General features: G+C 69.5%; 20 protein-coding genes. 7 read left to right on the plus strand and 13 right to left on the minus strand.

Translation table 11 applies throughout. The features are described from left to right. Positions 1-148: 148 nt before the first annotated feature. Both BLT28_RS05380 and BLT28_RS05385 read right to left on the minus strand, forming a co-directional pair. A complete protein-coding gene (locus BLT28_RS05380) occupies positions 149-442 on the minus strand; it encodes a hypothetical protein (RefSeq protein ID WP_030432331.1) in 294 nt (97 codons plus the stop codon). 308 nt (positions 443-750) lie between these two features. Continuing rightward, positions 751-2,202: an amidase gene (locus tag BLT28_RS05385; protein ID WP_030432332.1), complete on the minus strand. Its 1,452-nt coding sequence runs from the start codon at positions 2,200-2,202 to the stop codon at positions 751-753. A gap of 418 nt (positions 2,203-2,620) precedes the next feature. Between BLT28_RS05385 and BLT28_RS05390 the strand changes: the two genes are divergently transcribed. The 6 genes from BLT28_RS05390 to BLT28_RS05410 all read left to right on the plus strand — a co-directional run bounded on the left by BLT28_RS05390 (position 2,621) and on the right by BLT28_RS05410 (position 8,430). Continuing rightward, positions 2,621-3,160, plus strand: a complete 540-nt coding sequence (locus BLT28_RS05390; protein WP_043813396.1) for a SigE family RNA polymerase sigma factor — start codon at positions 2,621-2,623, stop codon at positions 3,158-3,160. Beyond that, a complete protein-coding gene (locus tag BLT28_RS05395) occupies positions 3,160-4,572 on the plus strand; it encodes a hypothetical protein (protein WP_030432334.1) in 1,413 nt (470 codons plus the stop codon). Before BLT28_RS05390 ends, BLT28_RS05395 begins: the two co-directional genes overlap by 1 nt. Positions 4,573-4,740: 168 nt before the next feature. Then, positions 4,741-5,928, plus strand: a complete 1,188-nt coding sequence (locus BLT28_RS05400; RefSeq protein ID WP_052407918.1) for a glycosyltransferase 87 family protein — start codon at positions 4,741-4,743, stop codon at positions 5,926-5,928. 342 nt (positions 5,929-6,270) lie between these two features. Beyond that, positions 6,271-6,435 (plus strand): hypothetical protein, encoded by a 165-nt coding sequence (locus tag BLT28_RS39825; RefSeq protein ID WP_156051528.1) that lies wholly within the window; start codon positions 6,271-6,273, stop codon positions 6,433-6,435. A 28-nt stretch (positions 6,436-6,463) separates the two neighbouring features. Next, positions 6,464-7,432 carry a glycosyltransferase family 4 protein gene (locus tag BLT28_RS05405; RefSeq protein WP_052407919.1) on the plus strand — a complete coding sequence of 323 codons (969 nt, stop codon included), beginning with the start codon at positions 6,464-6,466 and terminating at the stop codon, positions 7,430-7,432. A gap of 71 nt (positions 7,433-7,503) precedes the next feature. Continuing rightward, positions 7,504-8,430: a glycosyltransferase family protein gene (locus BLT28_RS05410; RefSeq protein WP_030432337.1), complete on the plus strand. Its 927-nt coding sequence runs from the start codon at positions 7,504-7,506 to the stop codon at positions 8,428-8,430. 55 nt (positions 8,431-8,485) lie between these two features. Here BLT28_RS05410 and BLT28_RS05415 read toward each other — a convergent pair whose 3' ends face one another. The 4 genes from BLT28_RS05415 to BLT28_RS05430 form a co-directional block, all read right to left on the minus strand. Beyond that, positions 8,486-9,526: an MASE1 domain-containing protein gene (locus BLT28_RS05415; RefSeq protein ID WP_063766671.1), complete on the minus strand. Its 1,041-nt coding sequence runs from the start codon at positions 9,524-9,526 to the stop codon at positions 8,486-8,488. Between the two features lie 306 nt (positions 9,527-9,832). Beyond that, entirely contained in the window at positions 9,833-10,969 is a 1,137-nt protein-coding gene (locus BLT28_RS05420; protein WP_030432339.1) for a hypothetical protein, read from the minus strand. 1,129 nt (positions 10,970-12,098) lie between these two features. Then, positions 12,099-12,515 (minus strand): peptidase inhibitor family I36 protein, encoded by a 417-nt coding sequence (locus BLT28_RS05425; protein WP_030432340.1) that lies wholly within the window; start codon positions 12,513-12,515, stop codon positions 12,099-12,101. A 60-nt stretch (positions 12,516-12,575) separates the two neighbouring features. Further along, a complete protein-coding gene (locus BLT28_RS05430) occupies positions 12,576-13,409 on the minus strand; it encodes a hypothetical protein (protein ID WP_156051532.1) in 834 nt (277 codons plus the stop codon). Between the two features lie 302 nt (positions 13,410-13,711). On the opposite strand from BLT28_RS05430, the gene BLT28_RS05435 reads away from it, so the two are divergent. Next, positions 13,712-15,631 carry a TNT domain-containing protein gene (locus BLT28_RS05435; protein ID WP_052407921.1) on the plus strand — a complete coding sequence of 640 codons (1,920 nt, stop codon included), beginning with the start codon at positions 13,712-13,714 and terminating at the stop codon, positions 15,629-15,631. Positions 15,632-15,743: 112 nt separating this feature from the next. Here the strand turns inward: BLT28_RS05435 and BLT28_RS05440 are convergent, their stop codons facing one another. The 7 genes from BLT28_RS05440 to BLT28_RS05465 form a co-directional block, all read right to left on the minus strand. After that, positions 15,744-15,932 (minus strand): hypothetical protein, encoded by a 189-nt coding sequence (locus BLT28_RS05440; RefSeq protein WP_156051536.1) that lies wholly within the window; start codon positions 15,930-15,932, stop codon positions 15,744-15,746. Between the two features lie 361 nt (positions 15,933-16,293). Beyond that, positions 16,294-16,536 carry a hypothetical protein gene (locus BLT28_RS05445; protein ID WP_172806501.1) on the minus strand — a complete coding sequence of 81 codons (243 nt, stop codon included), beginning with the start codon at positions 16,534-16,536 and terminating at the stop codon, positions 16,294-16,296. Positions 16,537-16,635: 99 nt separating this feature from the next. Further along, positions 16,636-18,273, minus strand: a complete 1,638-nt coding sequence (locus tag BLT28_RS05450) for a hypothetical protein (protein ID WP_043813364.1) — start codon at positions 18,271-18,273, stop codon at positions 16,636-16,638. A gap of 221 nt (positions 18,274-18,494) precedes the next feature. Then, positions 18,495-18,626, minus strand: coding sequence for a hypothetical protein (locus tag BLT28_RS42415; RefSeq protein WP_269459636.1), 132 nt, complete (start codon positions 18,624-18,626; stop codon positions 18,495-18,497). Positions 18,627-18,796: 170 nt separating this feature from the next. Further along, on the minus strand, positions 18,797-19,912 hold the full coding sequence (locus tag BLT28_RS05455; protein ID WP_269459637.1) for a GTP-binding protein: 1,116 nt from the start codon (positions 19,910-19,912) through the stop codon (positions 18,797-18,799). A gap of 184 nt (positions 19,913-20,096) precedes the next feature. Further along, positions 20,097-20,540, minus strand: coding sequence for a pyridoxamine 5'-phosphate oxidase family protein (locus BLT28_RS05460; RefSeq protein ID WP_156051540.1), 444 nt, complete (start codon positions 20,538-20,540; stop codon positions 20,097-20,099). A 273-nt stretch (positions 20,541-20,813) separates the two neighbouring features. Beyond that, complete coding sequence (locus tag BLT28_RS05465; RefSeq protein ID WP_030432347.1) at positions 20,814-21,329, minus strand: HAD domain-containing protein; 516 nt, start codon at positions 21,327-21,329, stop codon at positions 20,814-20,816. Position 21,330: the final 1 nt, after the last annotated feature.

Consider the following 21,330-nt stretch of genomic DNA (forward strand, 5'->3'; position numbering starts at 1 on the left):
CTCCGTTACCTGGAACACCTCGACCGGATACTCGCCGGGTGCACCGTCGTGGCCAGCGGTTCGGGACCAGTGTGGAGCCAGGAGGTGTCCGCGACGAGCAACCTGCCGCTCGGCAGCCGGATCGTGCCGGCGGGGATCCTCTCGATGGTCAGGACGCGACCGTCTCGCGCGCGGAACCTCGTGCCGTCGGTGACGATCTCGGCGACGTGGCGCGGGCGCAGCGGTCGTGGTGGGCGCCACGGAACGTGTCGGCGACGACCGCGGGGCCGGAGCGGACAGTGACGGGGGCGGTCATCCCGGCAAACCTGGGCCGGCCGTCGACCGCGGGCACGGCGACGTTCTCCTGCGGCCGCGCCTGCTCCGGCCAGTCCGGCCAGCGACGCAAGGTCTGCAGCGTGCTGCCGTCGGACAGCACCGCCACGACCTCGATCTTCTCGATCACCGCGGTTGCGTCGCGGCGGACCCGGGCCTTTGAACGTCGGCTTGTCGCCGGCGAACTCCGGTGTGCCCTCCCCGGCGTAGTTCCAGCTGCGGCCCGACCAGCACACCTCCACGACTGCCCGCGCCACTCCGCCGACGCGCAGTACACGACCTCCATCGGCTGGTCAGTCGGGGCGGGCACCGCCGCCACGTCGTCTCCGCCTTTGCGCTCCTTGGTGAGGGGAGGCAGGGCGCAAGCGATCTGCTAGGCGCCCCCTCCGCGCTCGATGGGTGCCAGGACGGCTTGGACCGGACACCCGGTAGCACGCCCTACTTCGGTTCCTGGAAGCCGCCGATCTTCTGCTCGAGCAGTTCCGCCAGTCGCAGTGAGGTGCGGTCGTGGAACATCGGAGCGATGAGCTGCACTCCCACCGGCAGGCCCTCGGGGGACCGGCCCGCCGGTACGGCGGTGGCGGGCAGACCGGGCATGGTGGCAAGACCGGCCCAGACGAGCTGGTCGAAGTACGGGTACTCGACGCCGTCGATGTCGATCCGGCGTTCCAACAGGTTGGGGCGGTGATCGTGCGGGAACGCGGGAGTGGGAGTGATCGGACACACCACGGCATCGAACTCGGCGAAGAACTGCCGCCAGCCGTGGCGGTGGAGTTCGCGACGGTTGTTCGCCTCGATCCAGTCGAGGTGGCTGAGCGCCATGCCGCGCAGCCGCGCCGCGTCGAGACTCCGGTCGTCCGCGCTCAGCCCGGCGGCGCGGGCCAGCAGCTGCTCGTACCCCTCGATGGGAAAGCGCGCGGCCGAGCTGGAGAACAGGAACTGGGTGTAGAGCGTCGCGGCCTCGGCCAGGTCGGGCAGCAGCGGGCTGTGCCGTTCGACGCGTGCGCCGCCGTCGACGAGCGCGTCGGCCACCCGGTTCACGCCCGCCCGCACAGCGGCCCCGGTCGGAATGAGCGGATGCTCGTCGAGGACCAGGACCCGGAAGTCGCAGAGCCGCTCGTGGCGCGCGGGCGGCAGTGTCAACTGGTGCGCCACGCCGAGCGTCAGCGGGTCCGGTCCGGCCATGACGTCGAGCAGGAGCGCGAGGTCGCGGGCGGTGCGCGCCATCGGGCCGACGACGGCGAGGTCGAGGTCGGTCGGCAAGGCCGGCGCGGGCGGCGGGACCATGCCGCGGCTGGCCGCCAGCCCGAGTGTCGGCTTGTGCGCGTAGACACCGCAGAAATGCGCGGGGATGCGCAACGAACCCGCGAGGTCGGAACCGATGGACAGCGCGCCGAATCCTGATGCCAGGGCCGCCGCTGACCCGCCGGAGGATCCGCCCGACGTGCGACTGTGATCCCAGGGGTTGTTGGTGGTGCCGTAGATCTCGTTGAAGCTCTGCACATCTTGCAGCCCCAATGGCACATTGGTCTTACCGAGCACCACCGCACCCGCGGCCTTGAGCCGCGACACCTGCACGGCGTCCTCGGCCGGCACGTAGTCCCGGCACTGCGGCATGCCCCAGGTCGTGGGCAGCCCAGCCATGTTGTAGGACTCTTTGACCGTCACCGGAATACCGAGCAACGGCCGGTCCTCGCCGCGGGCGCGCGCCTGGTCCGCGTCGCGCGCGGCGGCCCGCGCACGGTCGAAGTCCGGCACACAGATCGAGTTGATCACCTTGTCGTCCCGCTCGATACGGGCGATCGCCTCGTCGGTCAGTTCCGCTGAGGTCACTTCACCGGTACGCAAGGCAGCCGCGAGTCTTTCGGCCGTCTGAAAATTCCACTCCATGAATCCGACCCTATTGGCCTCTGTGTCAGGCCATAAAATCCCGCTTCGCGCAACGGGGTGGATGTCTTGATAATCATTGTGTTCCTCTCCGGGCGCAGGCAATTCGCCCCGACCGCTGGCGATGGCGACGAGCGGCGGGGTCGATGTCGGCTGGGGAGTTCAGGAGACCTTCATCATGTAGTGCGCGCACCAATGCAGGCGCACAGCTGCTTCGCTTGCCGATTTCGACCTTTCGGACTGCGCCGAATTCTTGGGAGTTGTGGCAACTTTTTCCCAGGCCGGTGGGATCCGTACTGGTGAAGGGGCACGGATCGGGCGCGGAGTGGGGATGATGACCGGCGATGACTCAGTGTTGGCAGCCAAGGTGCCGGTTCTGCTGGGATCGAGGTACACCAAAGCGACGGAGCAGGACGACCGGGTGAGTGCGAGAACGGCCGACGACGAGTTCGTGGAGTTCGTCCGCGAGCGCTCCACGGCTCTGCTCAGGACCGCCAACCTGCTCTGCTCCGGGGACCGGGGCGCTGCGGAGGACCTGGTCCAAGAGGTGCTCGCGCGGGTGTACGGCCGGTGGCACCGCATCACCGGGCCACCGGAGAACTACGTGCGCGCGGCGCTGGTCAACGCCGCGGGACACCGGTGGCGGCGGCGTTCGCGCAGGGTGACCGAGGCCCCGCTGGACGAGGCCGCGCTGCGGGAGCAGGTGGCTGTTGAGAGCGGGTACGAGGAGCGGTTGACCAACCGGGACGTGGCAATGCGCGCGTTGGCGACGCTGCCGCCCCGGATGCGCGCTGTGATCGTGCTGAGGTTCTTCGAGGACTGCTCCGAGGAGCAGACCGCGGCCGTGCTCGGCTGCGGTGTCGGCACCGTCAAGAGCCAGACCTCGCGCGGCTTGGCGAAGCTGCGCGGCCTGATCGACCTGTCGGGTGAGTCCACCGCCGAGACCGTGAAGGGGCCGTGATGAACACCGACACCGACACCGACACGCTCGGTCGAGTGCTTCGCGCTGCCGTGTCCGATGTGGACAGTCCTGCGGGGTTCGCGGAAGCCGCGCTGCGGAAGGGGCGGCGACGGCGGTCGCGCGTGCGCGCGGCGCTGGCTTCCGCGGCCGTCGCGGTCACCGTGATCACCGGCGGCGTGCTGACCGGGATGCCGGCGTGGAAGTCCGCTTCCGACTCGATCACTCCCGCCACCGATGCCCGGCTCGGCAAGCCCACCCGGGGTGATCTGGCCGGTGACGCCGAGTTCGTCGACCGAGCGCGGTCGGTGTGGCGGGCCGAGTTGCCCGACCTGCTCGGCAGGGTCACCAACACCCGGCCCGGCGCTTGCTGGGCGGTCCTCGGCGAACCGCACGTGTACTGGGCCGGCCGGACCGCGGACGGTTCCGCCGCGGTTGTGATGCAAACGATCCGGTCGACACCGGCCACCTGCCCCGTGAACGTCGAGCCCCGCCAGACCACTGCGGTCGGGCTGGTGGGCACTGACGTCCACTCCCGTTTCCACCTGCTGGGCGTCGTCGCGAGCGGCTTCGGCAACCAGGCCGCCGAGGTCTTCCTGTTCGGCCCCGGTGAAAGCACCGTGATCGCGCTGGAGGAGAGCCAGGCGCGCTACGTCTCGCCTGCGCCGGCGGTGGGTCCTGACGGCAGGGTCGCCCGCGAGTGGCAGGAGCTGGTCTTCCGGGACGGCGTGGCCACCATGCGCCTGGACCGGGCGACCTCCCCGCCCGACCGGCTGAAGGCGCGGTTCGCCAAGCGCAAACCGGCCGAACCGGGGGAGACGGTGCCGGACCAGGACCTGGTGCCCGCGTTCACCACGTTCCACGTCCAGGCTGTGATCGACAAGTGGATCGGCAACGCCGGACCCGCGCCCTACCTCGGCTGGTCGGCCGTGCGGGGCGACCTCGGCGGACCCCGGCAGGACCCCGCCGAGCGGGCGCGCCGGTTCGTCGGCGCGCTCAACCGGGGCGGCCACACCGATCCCGCCGACCGCGAACCGGGGCTGCCCGCCAGGGAGGGCTGGGGGCAGCCCGGCGGGTGGCACGTGACGGCGGAGCTGCCCGACCGGCGCACCGTCGTGCTCGGCGAGCACCTGATCGGCGATGTCACCCACCTTTTCGCGGTGCTCTGGCGCGGGGACGAGGTCGACCGGGTGGTGCCGGGCGGACCCGTCGACGGGTCCAGGCCGCTGCCGGTGAAGCTGCGGCTGCCGGACGGTCAGGGCTGGATCGTGGCCCACGAGGGTTCCCGGTTGCGGTGGCGCTCCGGCGACGGGCCATGGACGGCCTTGCCGGGTGACGCCGCGCTGCTGCCCGAGCAGGCGACCCACGTCGAGGTCTTCACCGGCGGCAGGCTGGTCGTGCTTCCCCTGGCGTGACAGTCCGAAGTGGACGAAGAGCGTATTCCTCTGCGGGGCCGGATTCCTTTGTGGAGTCCGGCCCCGCCGCCGTGTCACCGGCGATCCCGGAACGACGGCTGAGGTTGGCAGGGTTTCGGGTATTCGTTGTCTGCCAACGCTGCTCGCCGGGATGGGCTCTTTCCCTTTGTGCGCAACATCTTTGTTCTCGCGGCGACACTGGCGACGGTCGTGCTGGCCGCTGTGCTCGTCACCCTCGGCCACCCGCTGTTGGACTTCCAGGTCTATCGGGCCGGAGGGCAGGCGTGGCTGCGGGGTCAGGAGTTGTACGGGCCGGGTTTCCCCTATGACGCGACCACGGTGCGCTGGCCGTTCACCTATCCGCCCTTCGCCGCGATCGTCTTGAGCGCGGTCACGCTGCCGTCGTGGCCGGTGGCGACCACGGCGATGACGGTCGCCGGGGCGCTGGCCCTCGCCGCGACGTGCGTGGCGGTGACGCGTCGGGTCCGCCCCGGCCCGGCCGCGACGCGACTCGGCTGCGCGCTCGCGCTCGGCTGCCTGCTGCTGGAGCCGGTGTCCAAGACGCTGAGCATGGGCCAGATCAACCTGGTGCTGATGGCGTTGGTGGCGGCGGACTGCCTGGTGGCGCGGCCCCGGTGGCCGCGTGGCCTGCTGATCGGGATCGCCGCCGCGATCAAGCTCACCCCGGCGGTGTTCGTGCTGTACTTCCTGGCCACAGGGCAGCGGCGACCGGCGATGACCGCGGGTGCCGCGTTCCTCGCCGCGTCACTGGTCGCGTTCGTGCTCGCCCCAGCGGACTCCGCGCGCTACTGGTTCCACACGCTCGCGGACACCGGTCGGATCGGTCCGCCGATCTTCGCGGACAACCAGTCCCTGCACGGTCTGCTCGCCCGCTTCTCCCTGCCCAGCCCCTTGCCCACGGTGCTGTGGCTGACCTTGGTCGGCGTGGTGCTCGCGGCGGTGTGGACGACCTGTCGACGCCTGCGCCAGCGGGGGCACGACGTGGCCGCGCTGCTCGTCGTCGCGCTGGCCGGGCTGCTGTGCTCGCCGGTGTCGTGGGGACACCACTGGGTGTGGATCGCGCCCGCCGCTGTGGCGCTGTGCCTGCACCGACCGGGGAGACGAGCCGCGGTGATCGCCACCAGCGGGCTGGTCCCGTTCCTGGTGGGCGCCTACCGATTCCTCCGCGGCGACGAGCAGAACTGGTCGGTCGCCGAGCACCTGGTCGGAAACGCCTACGTTGTGGTCGGTGTGGCGGTGCTGGGCGGCGCGTGGTGGTGCCATGGCCGGCCTCGGCGATCCGCTGCGAGAAGGTCAGGACGCGTGTCGACTCACCGGGAAGCAACGATGTCGTAGTCATCCCAGCGGCCGCCCGCGAATCCGCAGCCGATGCGGGGCATGTCCACGCTGGCCTTTCGGCGCGGGGCGTGGCCTTCGACCGCGTTGAGGCAGCGAGCGAGACGGCCTGTCAGCGTCGCGACATCATGCTCGCCGATCCGGACGGCGCATTCCTGTGCTCAAAAAGGTGGGAAATTCGGATGCCGGGAACCGCCAGGAGGAGGCCCGTGCCCGGCGTCTGCTCGGGCACGCCCACCGCCCGCGGCCGCCGAGCTACCCGGGTCCGGTGAACCTGGGCTGGACCGCGCCTGGACCGCCTCGACATAGCCTCGCGGCACCAGCCATCGGTACGTCAGCCCGTTGGCCAGCGAGCAGGCGGTGGCCGAGGTGTCGGCCGGGGAACGCGCGGGCGGGCCGACGGTGTACGGCAACCGGCCGGACGTGGTGATCGTTCACTTCGCCGGCGCCGTGGTGGTGACGCTTGCCTGTCCACAGTGGATAGATGCCCCTATGAACCCTCGATGAACGGGAGGTTGAGGGCGAAGGTGAGGCCTTGTTGCGGGTTGTTGTGCTGGTCAACCGATACGTCCCCGAGTACAACGCCGGTTCTGAGGTCACGATGCATCGGCTCGCCCGTGCGCTGGCGGGAGCGGGGCACGAGGTCGAGGTGGTCGTCACCTGGCATCTGAGCCGGCACGGGTATCACCTCGACGGCATCCCGGTGCACCAGGTGAGCGAGCGTGACGCTGATGACCGGATCGTCCAGCTGTCCCCGGATGTGATCCTCACCCAGTACGACGAGATCGCGCGAGCCGCTTGGCTGCGTGCCCAGTACGGGATTCCCTGGGTTCAGCTCATTCACAAGGACGACGAGAACTCTCGCGCGGCGCTGAGGCTCTCGGCGGCGCTCAGCGTCTTCAACACCCACTGGATCGCCGAAACGTTCGCCGACCACCCCGGCCGCTCACTGGTGGTCCACCCGCCGGTCAACGCCGATGAGCACCGGACTCGGCCGGGTAACGCGACGACGTTGGTGAATCTGATCCCGGACAAGGGGGTGGAGGTGTTCTACGCGTTGGCCGACCGGTTTCCCGGCCGGGCCTTTCTGGGGGTCGTCGGCGGATACGGCCGGCAGGACATCCGCACCGACCGGCCCAACCTGCGCATCCACCCGCACGGCCCAGCGATGCGTGAGGTGTGGGGCCAGACCCGCGTGGTGCTGATGCCCAGCCTGCACGAGTCGTACGGCCTCGTCGCGGTCGAGGCCATGGTCTCCGGCATCCCGGTCATCGCCCATCCCACCCCGGGGTTGCGGGAGGCGCTGGGGCCTGGTGGCTTGTTCGCCGACCGCAACGACCTCGATGCCTGGGCGGCCGCCCTCGCTGCCCTCGATGCCGCGGACCGCTACGAGGCGGCGTCCCGGTACGCACTGGCCCGGGCGCGAGAGATCACCGCCGAGAACACCGCCGAGCTGGCCGCGTTCGTCAGCGCCGTGGAAAGCGTCATCGAAGACCGGCAGTGATCTGCCACCCGGTCGGCTTGCTCCACCCCACAGACCATTTCGGGTGCTACCCGTTGGCGAGGAAGGTCCGGATGGGCACCGTCGCGATCGTGATCCCCTACTTCAACCCCGTCGGCTACCGCTCGCACCCGCTCAAACTCGCCCGCTCGATCGAGGCGTTCCGCCGGGCCGGACTGGCCGATGACGTGTACCTGGCGGGAGCCGGCGCACCGCGCCCGCCGGGTGCCAAGATCGCCTTTTGGGACGAGGCGTGCGCGTTCATGTGGCACAAGGAACGGCTCATCAACCTGGCGGCCCGTTGGCTACCGGCCCGCTACAGCCACATCGTGTGGTCTGACAGCGACGTGCTGGTGGAAGCCGACTGGGCGGCCGCGGTGACACACGCGTTCACCCGAGCCCCGCTCATCCAGTGCTTCCGCACCTCCCGCTACCGAACGTCCTCGGGCACATCCGCGAAGACCTATGCCGGCGCGTTGAGCTTCACCCCCGGTGCGGGTACCGGGTACGCACCCGGGTTCTGCTGGGGTGCGCACCGGTCGCTGTTCACCGATGGTCCCGGCCTGTTCGACCTCGGGCTGGTCGGAGGAGGGGATTCCCTGTTCACCCTGGGCGCTGTGGGACACCTCCCCATCCCCGCTCAAGCCGAGATCCTCTCCACCCGCAGCACCCTGGAGAGGGACTGGTCACCCCAGCTGTACGCCAGGTTCCTCCACTGGCAACACGAGGTGCGCCGCTGGGTCGCAGACGTCGAACCTGCCGAGGCCGACACCCAGGTCGAGATCGTGCAGCACGGCCCACCCGCCGCCCGCAACTACTTCAACCGGCACGCACTCCTGAGCACCCTCGACCCCGAAGTTCACCTCATCAACGAACGGGACCGAACACTGCGCTGGTCACCACGCGGCCACAACGAGATCGAACCCTCCATCCGCGCCTACTTCCACGGGCGAGACGAGGACAGGGAAGAAGACCGCCCCCGCGCCACGAAGCCCTGTTGAGTGGGAGCAGCGGGGACGTTGCGTCTCGTTGTGCGGGGCCAGGCGGAGTTCGAGGTCAACGGCGAGCTGAATGCCTTGCTGGGCACGTGCTACTGGGATCGGAGCCGTTGCGGTGGACCTCCTCCTGTGTACGGGACCTCGCCTCCTTGACCATCTTGCGCAGGCTTCCTTGGAGCAACACCGCGCCCGGGGGGAGCGTGGCCACCGCGGCGGCGAGCTGTGTGCAAGCCCGCTCGATCGCTTTCCGGGCTTCGTTCCGCTCCGTGGTGACCACGGCCAGCAGCAACGCCGTCAGCGCCACGGACCCGTTGAACGCTTGAAGGATCACCATCCGCTCGACCAGGCCGATCTGGGCGAACGGACCGTATTCGTGAGCCGCAGCCACGATGGCCAGGACGGACACGATGAGAGCGCACGGCGCCGCGCCGACGAGCTGAAAGCGCAGTGCCGCCCAGATCAGGAAGGGAAAGACGAGGAACAGCAGGCGCAACGAGGTCGTTGTGATGAACACGCCGACGCCGATCGTGCACGCCAGCAACGCACCTGCTTCGACCCAGCGCCATGGGTGGTCACGCCAAGGTAGTCGACCGGACAACAAGGTCAGGGCCGTCAACGTCAGCGGGACCACGACGAGAACCCCGAGCGCGTCCCCCGTCCACCACACCAGCCACACCGCGCAGAAGCGGTCGGCACTGATCGCATCCGACCACAGCAGTGCGAGACTGCCCGCGGTGGAGCTGATCGCCATCCCCGTGAAGGCCCCGAGAAACACCAGCAGCAACGCGTCCTTGAGCCGGTCCAGCTGGGAGCGGAACCCGGTTGCCCTGAGCAGGAGGTAGGCGCACACGGGGGCGAGCGTGTTCCCCGCGGAGATCATCGCGACCGACCAGAGCGTCGACGCGATCGGCAGGTTCACCAGGACCGCGCCCAGCGTGATGCCCGGCGCGACGGATAGTCCCCACCGGTACAGGAAGACCAGTGCGACACCGGTCGCGGGCCACAGCGGCGTGACCTGATCGCGCACCAGTGCCAGCAGCAACCCGACCTGTGCGACGGCGCTGTAGGCGGCTGCCACGATGAGAAGCCGCGCGATCACTGTCGCGGCGGTCTGGAGCGTCGTGAGGCGTGCGGCGGTTTTCAACCAGCCCCCTGTGTGTTCGGCGGATCGGTCACAGGGAAACGGGCAGTGTGTCAGGAACCTGTGCATGCTCCCGGCTCGTCGCTCAGCCGCGCAACGTCGTTCGCTCGAACCGCCTAGTGCCCTCGCCGAGGTTGGTGGGGGCTGAGTGGATTGCCCTGCTGCCGAACACCGCCACCACAACCCCCGCGAACAGCCCGGACAGCGCACCGCGCCGACGAACTCGTCGCTCCGCTGCGGGAAGCCGCGCTGAGCCCCGAGGACCTAGGTGCGGATGAGAGGAATCGCCTCCTTCACGCGCTCCACATCCGAGGGCGCGCGCCGCAGCCAGCCCACGGTGTTCTTGTACGGCGACGGCGCGGGGTAGGTGATCAGCCACGTCCGCGCCAGGTACTCGATCGCCGAAGCCTCCTCGTGCAGCGGATAGGTGACCACCTGCGCTCCGGGAGCGTCCTTGCGGGTGCCGGGATCCATGCACGCCCCGACGAACAGCACGGTCGGCTCGCCCACGATCCGGTGGTGAAGCTCGCCGCTGAGCCGGGTGAGGACGTCGGCAGGCGGGAGTTCGCGCCAGTCGTCGTCCAACGTGGCCGCGTCGGTGAGGATGTTGGGGAACCAGTCCAGGACCAGAGCGTCGGCCCCGCTGGAGATGTGCAGCTCGGCCCACTCCAGGACCTCGTTGACTGTGGTCTCGCGCTTGTCGCAGTACAGGCGCTCCACGCGCAAGCCTTCCTTGAGCAGGTGATCGCTGAGACCGCGCAACATCCTGCTGGCGAAGCGGTGGTCTGCTGAGCTGACCGCGACGATCTGCCCGACCTCGAATCCGCCCTGGAGCGCAGCGTTGAGACGCGGCCACGGCGTGCTCAGCCGAGGATGGACCTCCTGAGGATCGAGGGTGGAGTCCAGGAGCTCGTCCTCGGCGCGTTCGGGCACGAACGCGCCCTGCTCGCGGGCGAGGTTCTCGCTGGCATCGATCTCCTCGACATCGGCGTCGTCCTGATCGTCCTGTACCGCAGGCGTCTCGCTCGCGCAGGTCGCCGCGACGACCATCCGCGGCATGCCGTCGTGGAACTCGCAGGCACTGCCGTCGATCGTGTACGCGGAGCAGGGACGGTTGGCTCGGGTCGCCCGACCGCAGTGGCGCGCCGGGTTGTGCCGACAACAGAATCGGGCGTCCTGAGCGGTGAACTCCACGTCCGAGTCCCGGCCGAACCTGCACTGGTCCCCGGTCTGCGTGAGCGCGGCGCACTGCTCTCGCTTGCTCTTGCGCGGACGCGCGTCGTACTCCGAACCGGGCAGTTCCGCCCAGACGGGATCAGTGAACGGATAGCGCGCGGCCTTGTAGATGCTGGGGATCTGGACGCACATCGGGTGCCGCGTATAGATCAGCGGCCCCGCCATCGGTTGACCACATCCCGTACAGGCTCGAACGGACACCTGGTCGCGGACACGATCACGCCACTGCTCCAACCCAGGGCACAAGCGCCAGTGCGGAGTAAACCGCTCTACCCCGAGTGGTGCGGCGCCGGTCATCAGCGTCAGGATCTGCCGTGGAGGAAAGTCCAACCGCTGGGAGACGAACTCGCCCTGGGGATGAGCGTTGACCAGGACAGTGCGCCGGGAAACCAGCTCCCCTCGCCAACACTCGGCAGCACAGAGCGGACACGGCTCGGAGAACAGGTACAGACCGGCCTTGGTGAGGAGATGCTCGGGGCAATGGTGAATGCGCAAGCAAGTCTCCGGGATCGCTCCGCGAGCCGTGCTGAGCGGAATCAGACCGCGCTGCTTCGTGACGTGAAAGCGCTCATGCTCCGCGACCGCCAACGTCGTGGCGGGTTGGATCTCCAGAACATAGAAGCGCCCAGCGCTGGTTGCCTTGTAGACCGGCTTGCGACAGCTACGACAGTTCCCGCGTTCCCACATGCCACATCAGCGCCCTCGTCCTCCGACGCGATCTTCTTCGTCAGTGCGCTTTCTGCGCTTTCTCCGCGAACAGTCTGACGACGCTGGCCGAGCAAAGTCTGAAGAACGCCGCACCGCCTCTTGGGCATCTGCCGATCGGTAGGGACTGACGGGCCGGCTGCGGAACGGGCACATGCCAATGCTGACTGCTGGAACGCACGAGTGACAAAGCATGAGAACGAACCATGGAGCCGACGATGGCAGCCGCAAGCCGACCTGGCCGAGAAATCAAGGGCGAGGAAGGCCTCAACCCCGAGCAGGCCGCGATGACCGGAGCACAGCGGTGCTCAGGACCACCGCGCCGGCGTTCCTCCGGTGTTCGTCGACGTGCGCTGGAAAGACCCGGCCCGGCGACCACCCGCTCTGGCGCCTACTCCCGGTACCCGCCAACGATTGCTGCTCTCACTGAACGAATCCACCGGGCGCGTGCCCGGTGGAACTGAAGGCCCCGGAGGGTCGGCGCCTGCGCCCCGGCTCTTCGAGAACGTCCAGTTCCACCAGGGCCACGGCCCCGCGCTGGGGATGCTGGTCATCCACAACGGCATCGGCTAGCTCCGGCCCGTGGGGATCAGCAACCCCGCTCCCAGCGGTGGGAGCTGATCCGGTCGTTGGCGCTACCGCCGTCGCTGAGCTGGCGGTGGGCGAGGTTGCTGATCATCTCGCCGCGGGAGATGCACATCGAGGCGCCGCCGAAGCGGTCGTTCTCGTACACCCGCACCGCGTCCGGACGGCCCGCGTAGGCGTTGTTCCAGACCGAGCTGGTCTTGTCGTTCATGTTGCCGCACATCAGGGAGTACATCTCGATCGTCCCGGCGTGCTTGCACTGACCGACGTAGTCGGCGTGCTCGTAGAAGTAGAAATAGCCGTCGGCGGCTTCCGCACCGGGCGGTGTGGGAGCCGCCGACGCCGGGGCCGCGAACAGCGCGAGCCCGGCGAAGGCGGCAGTGACGACGGCAGCGACGACGGCAGTCTTCTTCGCGCGCATGAGAGTTCCCCTCGTTGTTCGTTCTCGGATTCCGCGGGCGTGCCGCGGAGCATGTGTGGCCTAGCTCGCGGCGGCGACGATGTCCTGCGCGCGGGCGCGGGCCGCGGACTCCAACCGCTGGCGCGTCTCGATGTCGGCGCGGTAGGTGTCCTGGATCCGGCGCCGGTACTGCTCGTCGAGCTGCCGTGCGGTAGCGGCGAGGCCGCTGCTGAGCGCGCACGACGCTTCCTGCTCGGCGAGGCGGCGCTCCGCTTCTCCCGCCCCTGGCGCGCCGCGCGGTGGCAATGTCGAGCGACTCTCGGCAGGGCCGGCGATGTCGTGCCCGGAGTCGCGCATGCACCGCGCCCACGGGGCGATTGCCGCGCGGTAGCGCTCGTCCTGCAGCACGAGCGAATGGCGGTGCTCGTTGAGGCTGTCGGTCAACCGCATGACGCGGTACCACGTCGGCAGGTCCTCGTAAAGCACGCGCTGCGCCTCGGACGTGCACCCGCGGTCGCTTCGCGTGATCGTCGCTCCGTTGGGCAAGGAGACGCGCAGTCCTTCACGTGTGTCGCCGTTTAGCGCAGTCAGTGCGGCGTTCCGCCGTTTCAGGTCGAGTCCGCGGAAGTAGCGCTGGTTGGGGTCGTCCTCGCGCGCCCTCTCCAGTTCGTAGGCGCCGTCCAGCCCGTACCCGTGCTTGCGCGCCCACGCCGGATCGTCGAGCACGTAGGGGAACGCGCGCGGCGGCTCAGCCTTCGCAGCGATCCAGAACTCGAAGCCGTTACGCCGCATGCAGTCTCGCAGCAGCACCTGTTCGGCTTCGTACAGGACGTCCGCCGACTTCGGTTCCTGCCCACAGGCACCGGCGATCAACGCCACGGCCGCGAATGCCACGGCGACGACACGTACCCCCACTGGTCACTCCCCAAGTGCGCCAACCCCTACGAAGACGGTAGGCAGCCCCGGACCGGCCGGTGTCCCTCGACAGTTGGACACCGAGCTGCCTGAGCGGTGGTAGGCGGCGGCCCGCCGAGCACAGCGCCGCAGTGGCCGAACTAGCGACCGCTGAACAGAGCTGCTATGCCTTCTTCGAGTTCACCGTGGTGCTCGCCACGGTGTCCCAGTTTCAGGGGATGGGAGCCGTTGGGGCGCCAGGCGCACGGACGTGGCTCACTACGATGCGTCGGGCTGAAGCCACGCGGGAGGACGGGGAGACAATGTCGCAGCCGCCGAGCGCCCAGGACCAGGAACGCCGCTACGGCGAGCTGCTGAACCAGGTCGGGGCGGCACTGCTGGAAGCCGTGCCCGCGGGCTGGCGTCGCCTGGACCTGATCACGAAGATCGTCCTCGGGGCGCAGAGCTCCGCGCTCACCGTGATCATGCAGGACGGCTCCTCCGCGCAGTTCGCGCCACCGCCGGGGGCGACGCGCGCGATGGCCGAGCTGCGCCACGTGATGTACCGGCCGGAGCTGGGCGCGTGGTTGTCCGTGCGCTACGTGGTCAACCCGCCCGGTGAGTTCCGCGTCTTCTACAACTACGAGCACGATCCACTGTGGACACCGCCGGTCCCGCCCGGCGTGTACGCGCAGGACCTCACGACCTACCCCAGGCCGGAGGAACGCGTCCCGGACTGGCTCAGGGCGCTGCTGGGCAGACCGCCGATGCCGCCGCGCACCAGGCCGTTCGGCATCGAGGCGCAACGCGAGGCCCAGCGCAGGATCGGCGACCTGCTCGTGATGCACGCGCCCGCTGACCGCGAGCAGATCCGCGCGGTCTACCGGGCGGTGGGCAACCACGCGGAACTGGTGGGGCACATCCTCGGCATCGACGGCCGGCTACGGGACTGGGAACCGCCGCACCGGCTCGCGGGGCTGTTCGCGCAGCTGCGCAAGGACACCTACCGCGACGGCGTCGGCACGTGGACCGCGGCACGGCTCGTCATCGAGTACCCGATCAAGACCACGATCAACTACGACTTCGACGAACAGACGCGCTGGCGGCGGACCCCGCACCGCACGGACGTGCTCGACGAGCTGGAGATGTTCCCGAGGGCTCCGGAGAGGGTCCCCGCGTGGATGAAGACGTTGCTGCCCAACGCGGAGCGCGTCGCGGAGGTCGCTCCGCTGTTCAAGCGCGCGCGCATCTTCGACCACCGTGACGCCGACGGCCGCCCCGTGGTCAACCGCCCTCCGGTGCCCGAGGAGGAGCGCGCGAGGGTGCTGGACTACCTCAACAAGGCCCACGTGCTCGTCGTCGGACGCGGCTTCTCCCGTGATCTGTTCGTCCCCTCCAGCACGCCGGACGTGCCCGAGGGTTTCCACACCGACGGCCGGTGGATCTGGTCCGCCTCGGTGCCGCACTACCTTGCCAAGCACGGGGTCCCGCTGGAGCCGGAGTTCCTCGCGCACCTGCGCGAGCGCGGCTACGCCCTACCCCGGCTCGACGAGGAGACCTCCGGCGCCGCCTACACCGCGCTGACCGGAGAAATCCCCGTCACGAAGCCGAAACCGGCCGAGCTGAGCGATCGTGACCGCCGAGTTCTCGCGCTCGTCGAGCAGCGGCTGAGCGAGCTGGGCGCGGTGTCCGAGGCGTACCGGCTGCTCTCCGCCGCGGAGGGCGCGCTGTGCCTGGAGCGCATCGAGGACGCGTGGCAGGTCGCGGACTACGAGCGCGGCAAAGCTCGCAACCCGCACCGCTTCGGCGAGCTGCGCGACGCGGGTGCCTACCTGATCGGCACCCTGGTCATGGCCCCGTCCAGCCTGCGCGCCGGGGGACGGGATCTCAACACCGCGCGGGCGCTCAACGACTGGCCCGTCCAGCCGCTCGCGGGTGAGCCGCCGCTGACGCTGCTCACCGGCAAGCGCATCGTGGTCCTGATGCCCGGCAAGGAGATCGAGCGCTACGGCGCGCCAACGGGCAACCTCACGTTCGCGGCGGGGACGGAGTTCGGCGCGATGTCACTTCGGGCGGAACGGTTCAACGAAGGGCCTCGCTGCTACCGGATCGCCCGCGAGCTGCGTGTGCTGACCGGACAGGCTGTGCCATGGCACGAGCAGCCCGGCGGCGGAACCGCCTACCTGCTGCCGAAAGCCGTCGAGGAGCACTTGGCCGACGGGAGCCTGATCGCCCTCAGCTAGCGCCGCCGGTGAAGTTCGGGTCATCGCGAAGCGTCACGTCTTCAGCTGTTCCACCTCGCGTAGATGCGGTGCAGACACTGGCCATCGTCGAGTTCGAGCGTGTGCACCAGGTTCAGCTCAGGGTGTAGGTCCGCTCGGAAAAGGGCTGGTAGAGCCAGAAGTAGCCGATCGTGGTGCTGAGGTCGGTGCGCTCGCGAGGGTCGTGCGTCCAGCGCGAGCGCGCGGATCGCCGCAGCACCTCGCCCCAGTACCGGGAGGCGCCGTCGACGAACTGCGTGTCGGCCTGGAACCGTTCCAGCACGGGGACTTCCCGGAACACCGCCGCGTGAGCGCGTCCGCTGATCCAGTGCTGAAGTCCCAGTCGCCCCCGCCGCCGTAGCGGGCGACCCGTGCGGGGAACTCGCGCTCGCGGCGGGCCAGCCAGGCCTCCAGCTCCGAGGACGGCACGGGCAGTCCGACGTCCGGGTTCGGAGTGGGGACCTCGGTCGGTTCCCACTCGGAATCGGTGCGCGCGTGCTGCCGCACCACGCGTTCCCATTCGCGGTGCAACCGCTGGAACTCCTCACCGGTGCGGCGCGCGACCGCGGTGAGCACGAGGCCCGCCGGCGAGATGTCGGCGAGATCCAGTGCCGGGTCGGGGACGATGACCGGGACTCCCTCGGTCACGGCCCAGCAGCCGCCGGCGACGTGCAGCAGGACCTCACCGAGTACGCGGCGGCGAACTCGGCCAAGGACCACACGTCGGGGTCTGCCGGTTCCTCCGCGTCGTCGACGCGGCCGAGCACCGCGGCCTCGAGTTCGGCGAGAGACCTCAGGGAGAAGTCCAGATCGGCCTCGCCGGCGAGCTGGTCACCGAGCTGGTCGATCATGATGTGCACGTTTTCGGCCCAGTCACGTACGTCCACAGTGGTCGATGTAGGGCGCGGCGCCACAGGGTGTCGCGCTCGACATCATCGACCGGCTGTCCCGGCGCGGGACTCGCGAGCGCCGACAACCCCGCTGGGCTAGGTGAAGGTGGGAATCGGCAGGTGAGGGCCGAGGTAGCCGATGTAGAGGGTGCCGGTGGTGACGAGGTCGTCGTAGTAGTGGAGCCGGGGCGCCGGCGGCTGCCAGCGTTCGATGCGTACGTGGGCCTGGTGGAGGGCTTCGCCGCTGGGGTCGGTGTCCCGGGAGACGGGGAACACCCTGGCGCGGTAGGCGCGGGTGTCGGCGAGCGTTGTGGCTGATTCGGTGGGGGCGACGAGCGAGGGGGAGAGGGCCGCGCCGGGTTGTCCGCTGCGGAGGAAGGCGACGAAGTTGTCCGGGCGCTCGTGCGTCGCGGCGCTGCGCGCGTAGTGGTTGAGGCTGGTGAGGGCGTCCCAGGTGCGTCTGCGCCAGGCCGAGGCTTTGTGGTGGTCGTCGAGGACTTCCGCCGAGCGCGGGTCGGCCGTGATCGTCAGGGAGGTCAGTTCGTGGCGGGCGGCTTCGAGGAGTTCGGCGAAGCTGTCGAACTCGCGTTCGGAGGCCGGTGTTTCCGGGGTGAAGTCCGGTTGTGCGGCGGCGAGGAGGCCGCGGGTGCGGGCGAGTTCGCGGATGAGGGTGTCGCGTTCGGTTTCGAGGTCGTCGCGTTCGACGGTGCGTTCGTCGAGCTGGTGGTAGGCCTGCTGAAGCTGGTCTTCCAACTCTGCGACACTGCCGGGTGGCTGAGGGCTGGCGCGGTGTGCTTGTTCGGCCGCGGCCCGGGCGGCATCGCGTTCGGTGAGAGCCGCCTGGCGTTGCTGCTGGGCGATGCGCAGCTGGGCGTCCCGTTCGCTCAGCTGCGCGCGCAGGTGTTCCAGTTCGTGTAGCCGGGTGTAGTCGAGCAGCGGTCGCCTGGGGCTGGCCGCGCTGTCCCACCACTGGGCGATCGCGGAGTTGCGAATCCACACCCACGGCGGGTCCCGGTACGCGCGGCGATGCAGCAGCATCGCCACCGCCTCGTCGAGAGCCGGGTCGTCGGGTGCGAACACGCGCGTCCGCAGAGCGCTGTCGGGGGGTGGCAGAAGACGAAGCTTGCCCGCGGGCAAGCCGGGGATCGGCGGTGTCTGGTCGGCCAGGCGCGTGCGGGACGCCTCGCTGAGGATGACCACGTTGAGCAGTCCCGGCAAGGGACGCGGGACGGGTTGGGCGGTGTCGCTGGTGAGCAGCAGGGCGAAGGTGCGCTCCGGTTGAACGATCGTGTTGGCGATCACGCCGAGCAGCGCTTGGGCGAGCAGGCCGTTGAGGGCGTCTGTGTCCATGGACAGTTGCGATGTGTCCATCGGTTCGTCGTCAAGCGCCGTACCGCTGTCGCCGCGGCAGACATCGGCGACCTGGAGCAGGCCGAGGCGGTGGATCGGCGCGACGTCGCGGACCGACCAGGGACGGGTTGCCGAGTGCAACAGCAGCCACCACAGGCGAGGAGGTGCCGGATCGTCCTGGAGCACGAGCAGGGCACGGCTCTCGGCACCGTCGTCTTCCTTCCACCGGGCCTCGACACGCCACAGGCCCTCGGTGCACCCGATGGTGTCGGGGTCGATGTCGACGCTGGTCCCGGCGGCCCGCTCGGCCAGCACGGTGATGAGGCGCTCCGCGGAGATCCCGCCCGCAGCAACGAGATCTCCGTGCTGCCACATCCGCCACATCGGCCCACACCTTCCAAGGTCCGCCCCAGCCGCGCCGTGATCGCTCGGCTGCAGGAGTTGTAGCAGAGCGACAACGGCGCGTACCCCCGTGCTCATCCCGGCAGGCCGTGTTCGGGCAACCAGCCCTTCCTCGTGCGAGGGCTCCGAGGGGACAGCTGACGCAGGGCTTCCGGTGAGATGACGCTGAGCGGTCTGTGGACCCGGCCGGCTGATCCGGTCTATCAGGTGCGGGGACGGCGTCCTGGCGGTTCGGTGTTCGTGGCGTCGGCGATGGCGCGGCCGAGGCGGCGACCGACGGCCGCCATGTCCTCGCCCCGCCGGATGGTGAAGGCCACTCGTCCGCCGGCGTCCACGTGGTCGCGTCCGCGTGGTGGCAGTGCAGCTGCGGCAGGTCTGGTGATCGCTCGCGCGGCTGGTCGATGAGGGAGCCGGAGACGTCGAGGGCGTCGACGAGGCCCCGCGGCCCGACCGCCCGCGCCGCGGGGAGGGCGCGAGTGCCGACGGGCACGTTCCGGGCGGTGCGTCAGGCGTGCTCGTGGAAGTCGGACAGGTCCCATTCCGGCAGCGGGTCCTCCAGGGTCCGCCAGAGGGAGGGGCCTGCCTCGATCTCCTCGTCGGTCAGCAACGCCGGGTCCAGGCGACGGCGCGGCTCGTCGCGGTCGAGCTGCACGCCGATGAAGACCAGCTCCTGCCGGGCAGTCGGGGAGGTCAGCAGCTGCCCCGGTTCCAAGGTGAGGTTGGGGCCCGCCTGCGACCACACCGCGAGCACGTCCGGCCGGGTGGCGATGTGGCAGAAACCCTTGCTGCGCAACACGCCGTCCCAGTCGTCCAGTGCCGCCACCAGGCGCGCCGGGTGGAACGGACGGGACGCGCGGTAGGTGACCGAGCGGATCCCGTACTCCTCGGTCTCCGGGGTGTGGCCGCCCGCCAGTTCCTCCGCCCAGCCGGGAGTCCGGGCCGCGGTGATCGGGTCGTAGCGACCGGTGTCGAGGACCTCGGCCAGGTCCACGACGCCTCGCCGGGTGCGGAGCAGCCGGGCGGCGGGGTTGAGCCTGCGCAGCACGGCGTCGAGCCTCGCCAGCTGCTCGGCTGTCACCAGGTCGGTCTTGTTCACCACCAGCAGGTCGGCGAACTCGACCTGATCCACCAGCAGGTCCGAGATCGTCCGCTCGTCCTCGTCGGCGGCAGCCATCTCGCGCTCGCCCAGCCGGTCTCCGGCGACCAGTTCGCGCAGGAAGCCCGCCGCGTCCACGACGGTCACCATCGTGTCGAGCCGGGCGTGGTCGGACAGGCTCGTGCCGTCCTCGAAGGTCCAGTCGAAGGTCGCGGCCACCGGCATGGGTTCGGAGATCCCGGTGGACTCGATCAGGATCGCGTCGAACCGGCCCGCCCTGGCCAGTTCGCCGACGCTGTCGAGGAGGTCCTCTCGCAGCGTGCAGCAGATGCAGCCGTTGGTGAGTTCGATCAGCCGCTCGCTGGTGCGGTCGAGCCTGCCCTGCCCGGCCACCAGGGCGGCGTCGATGTTGACCTCGCTCATGTCGTTGACGATCACCGCGACCCGCCGTCCCTCGCGGTTGGCCAGCACGTGGTTGAGCAGCGTGGTCTTGCCGGAGCCGAGGAACCCCGACAGTACGGTCACGGGAACGCGTTGAGTCACACGCACATGATAATCATATTCAGTACAGCATCCGCATGGCGGCACCCTCGGAAGGCGGGCCCGTTCCGCACGGGGGCTCCGTCAGCGCGCCGCAGTGCGGGAGATCTGCGGAGGTGTCGGCGATCAGGCAGGTCGTCGGCGTCCCGGTTCGTGCCCGCGGGGGCTGCTAGAGAAGCTGTCCCCGGTATCCCGCGACGATTTCCGTGTTGATCACCACGGCGGGGTTGGCCGGTTCATGGCCTGGTGGGGACGGGGCCGCGGGAGCGGACAGTGTGGTCGTGTCCGAGTCGTTGTCAGTCACGCGCGCGTGACCGGTCACTGTCACCCACCAGCCCAGCCCTGTTTCCGGGTCGAACTCGTCGGCCTCGAAGGACACCACTGTGTTGTCCGCCGCAGTGGTCAGCCTGCTGTGTTCGCCGATTCGCAGGACGATTCTGCCTTCGCGCATGTGGAACTTGGTCGGCAGGACGCACGGCAGTACCTGGTGGGTGTAGACCAAGCGACCCCATTGCGCGTCCTGCAGCAGTGACAGGCACTCGTGGAAGTCGAGGGGCTTGGTCGTGCGTGCCTCCAGCATCATGACGTGCTGCTGTCCGTCGTGGCCATGCACCTCTCCTGTTCGTGACGCTGAGCGTTCGAGATCTTGTAGTTTCTCGCGACCGGTGACCTGGTGCGCGTGCCGAAAGTCCTTTCTGCTCTGGTCTTTCGGCAGTGCGACGGTCGCCGGCCAGTACTGCCTGGCACAGCTTCAGCGTGACCTGCTCAGGGGTGTTTTCGCTGAAGGGTCGGTGCCGCGCTGTCCTCTCCGGTGAAGAGGTCCTGCTCGACCTGGTCGGCCTCCCAGCGCTGCTGATGAGCGTTGTCCTCTGGTCCTCGGTGTGGATCAGGAGGTTCCGGAGACCTCCTGTAGCCAGTCGTCGAGCGTGGCGAGGTCGGTGTCGGTGAGACCGAGTGCGGAATCGACGCGGTGGAGCAGGGCCCTTCCTCGGTGCTGTGCCGCCACCCATGCGCGGTCGAGGTCGCTGATCTCGTCGTCGACCCAGACGAAGGGGCGGCCGGCCGCGGTCTCGACCAGAGTCCGCGTCTTCCAGTGCAGCACGCCCGCCTCGTCCTCTTCCGGCGCGTCCGGCAGGCCGGCCACTGGCAGTTGCGGCAGGCCGAGGAGCGGGGCTATCACGGTGTTGGCGTCGTGCATCCACGCAGTGGCCCACATCAGGTCACAGGGCAAGGTCAGCAGCCGCGGGCCGTGTCCGGGGGCGACCTTGGCCAGTTGCGGGTTGGACGGGTGCTGCCACTTGCCCCATTGTTCGAGGGTCGACGGCAGCTGTGCTCCGCCGTAGGGCAGGACCGTTCCGTCGACGTCCAGGAAGAGCAGTGGGCGTTGCGCGGGCTTGGCCATG

It is taken from the genome of Allokutzneria albata (assembly GCF_900103775.1).
GTDB classification, from domain to species: Bacteria; Actinomycetota; Actinomycetes; order Mycobacteriales; family Pseudonocardiaceae; genus Allokutzneria; species Allokutzneria albata.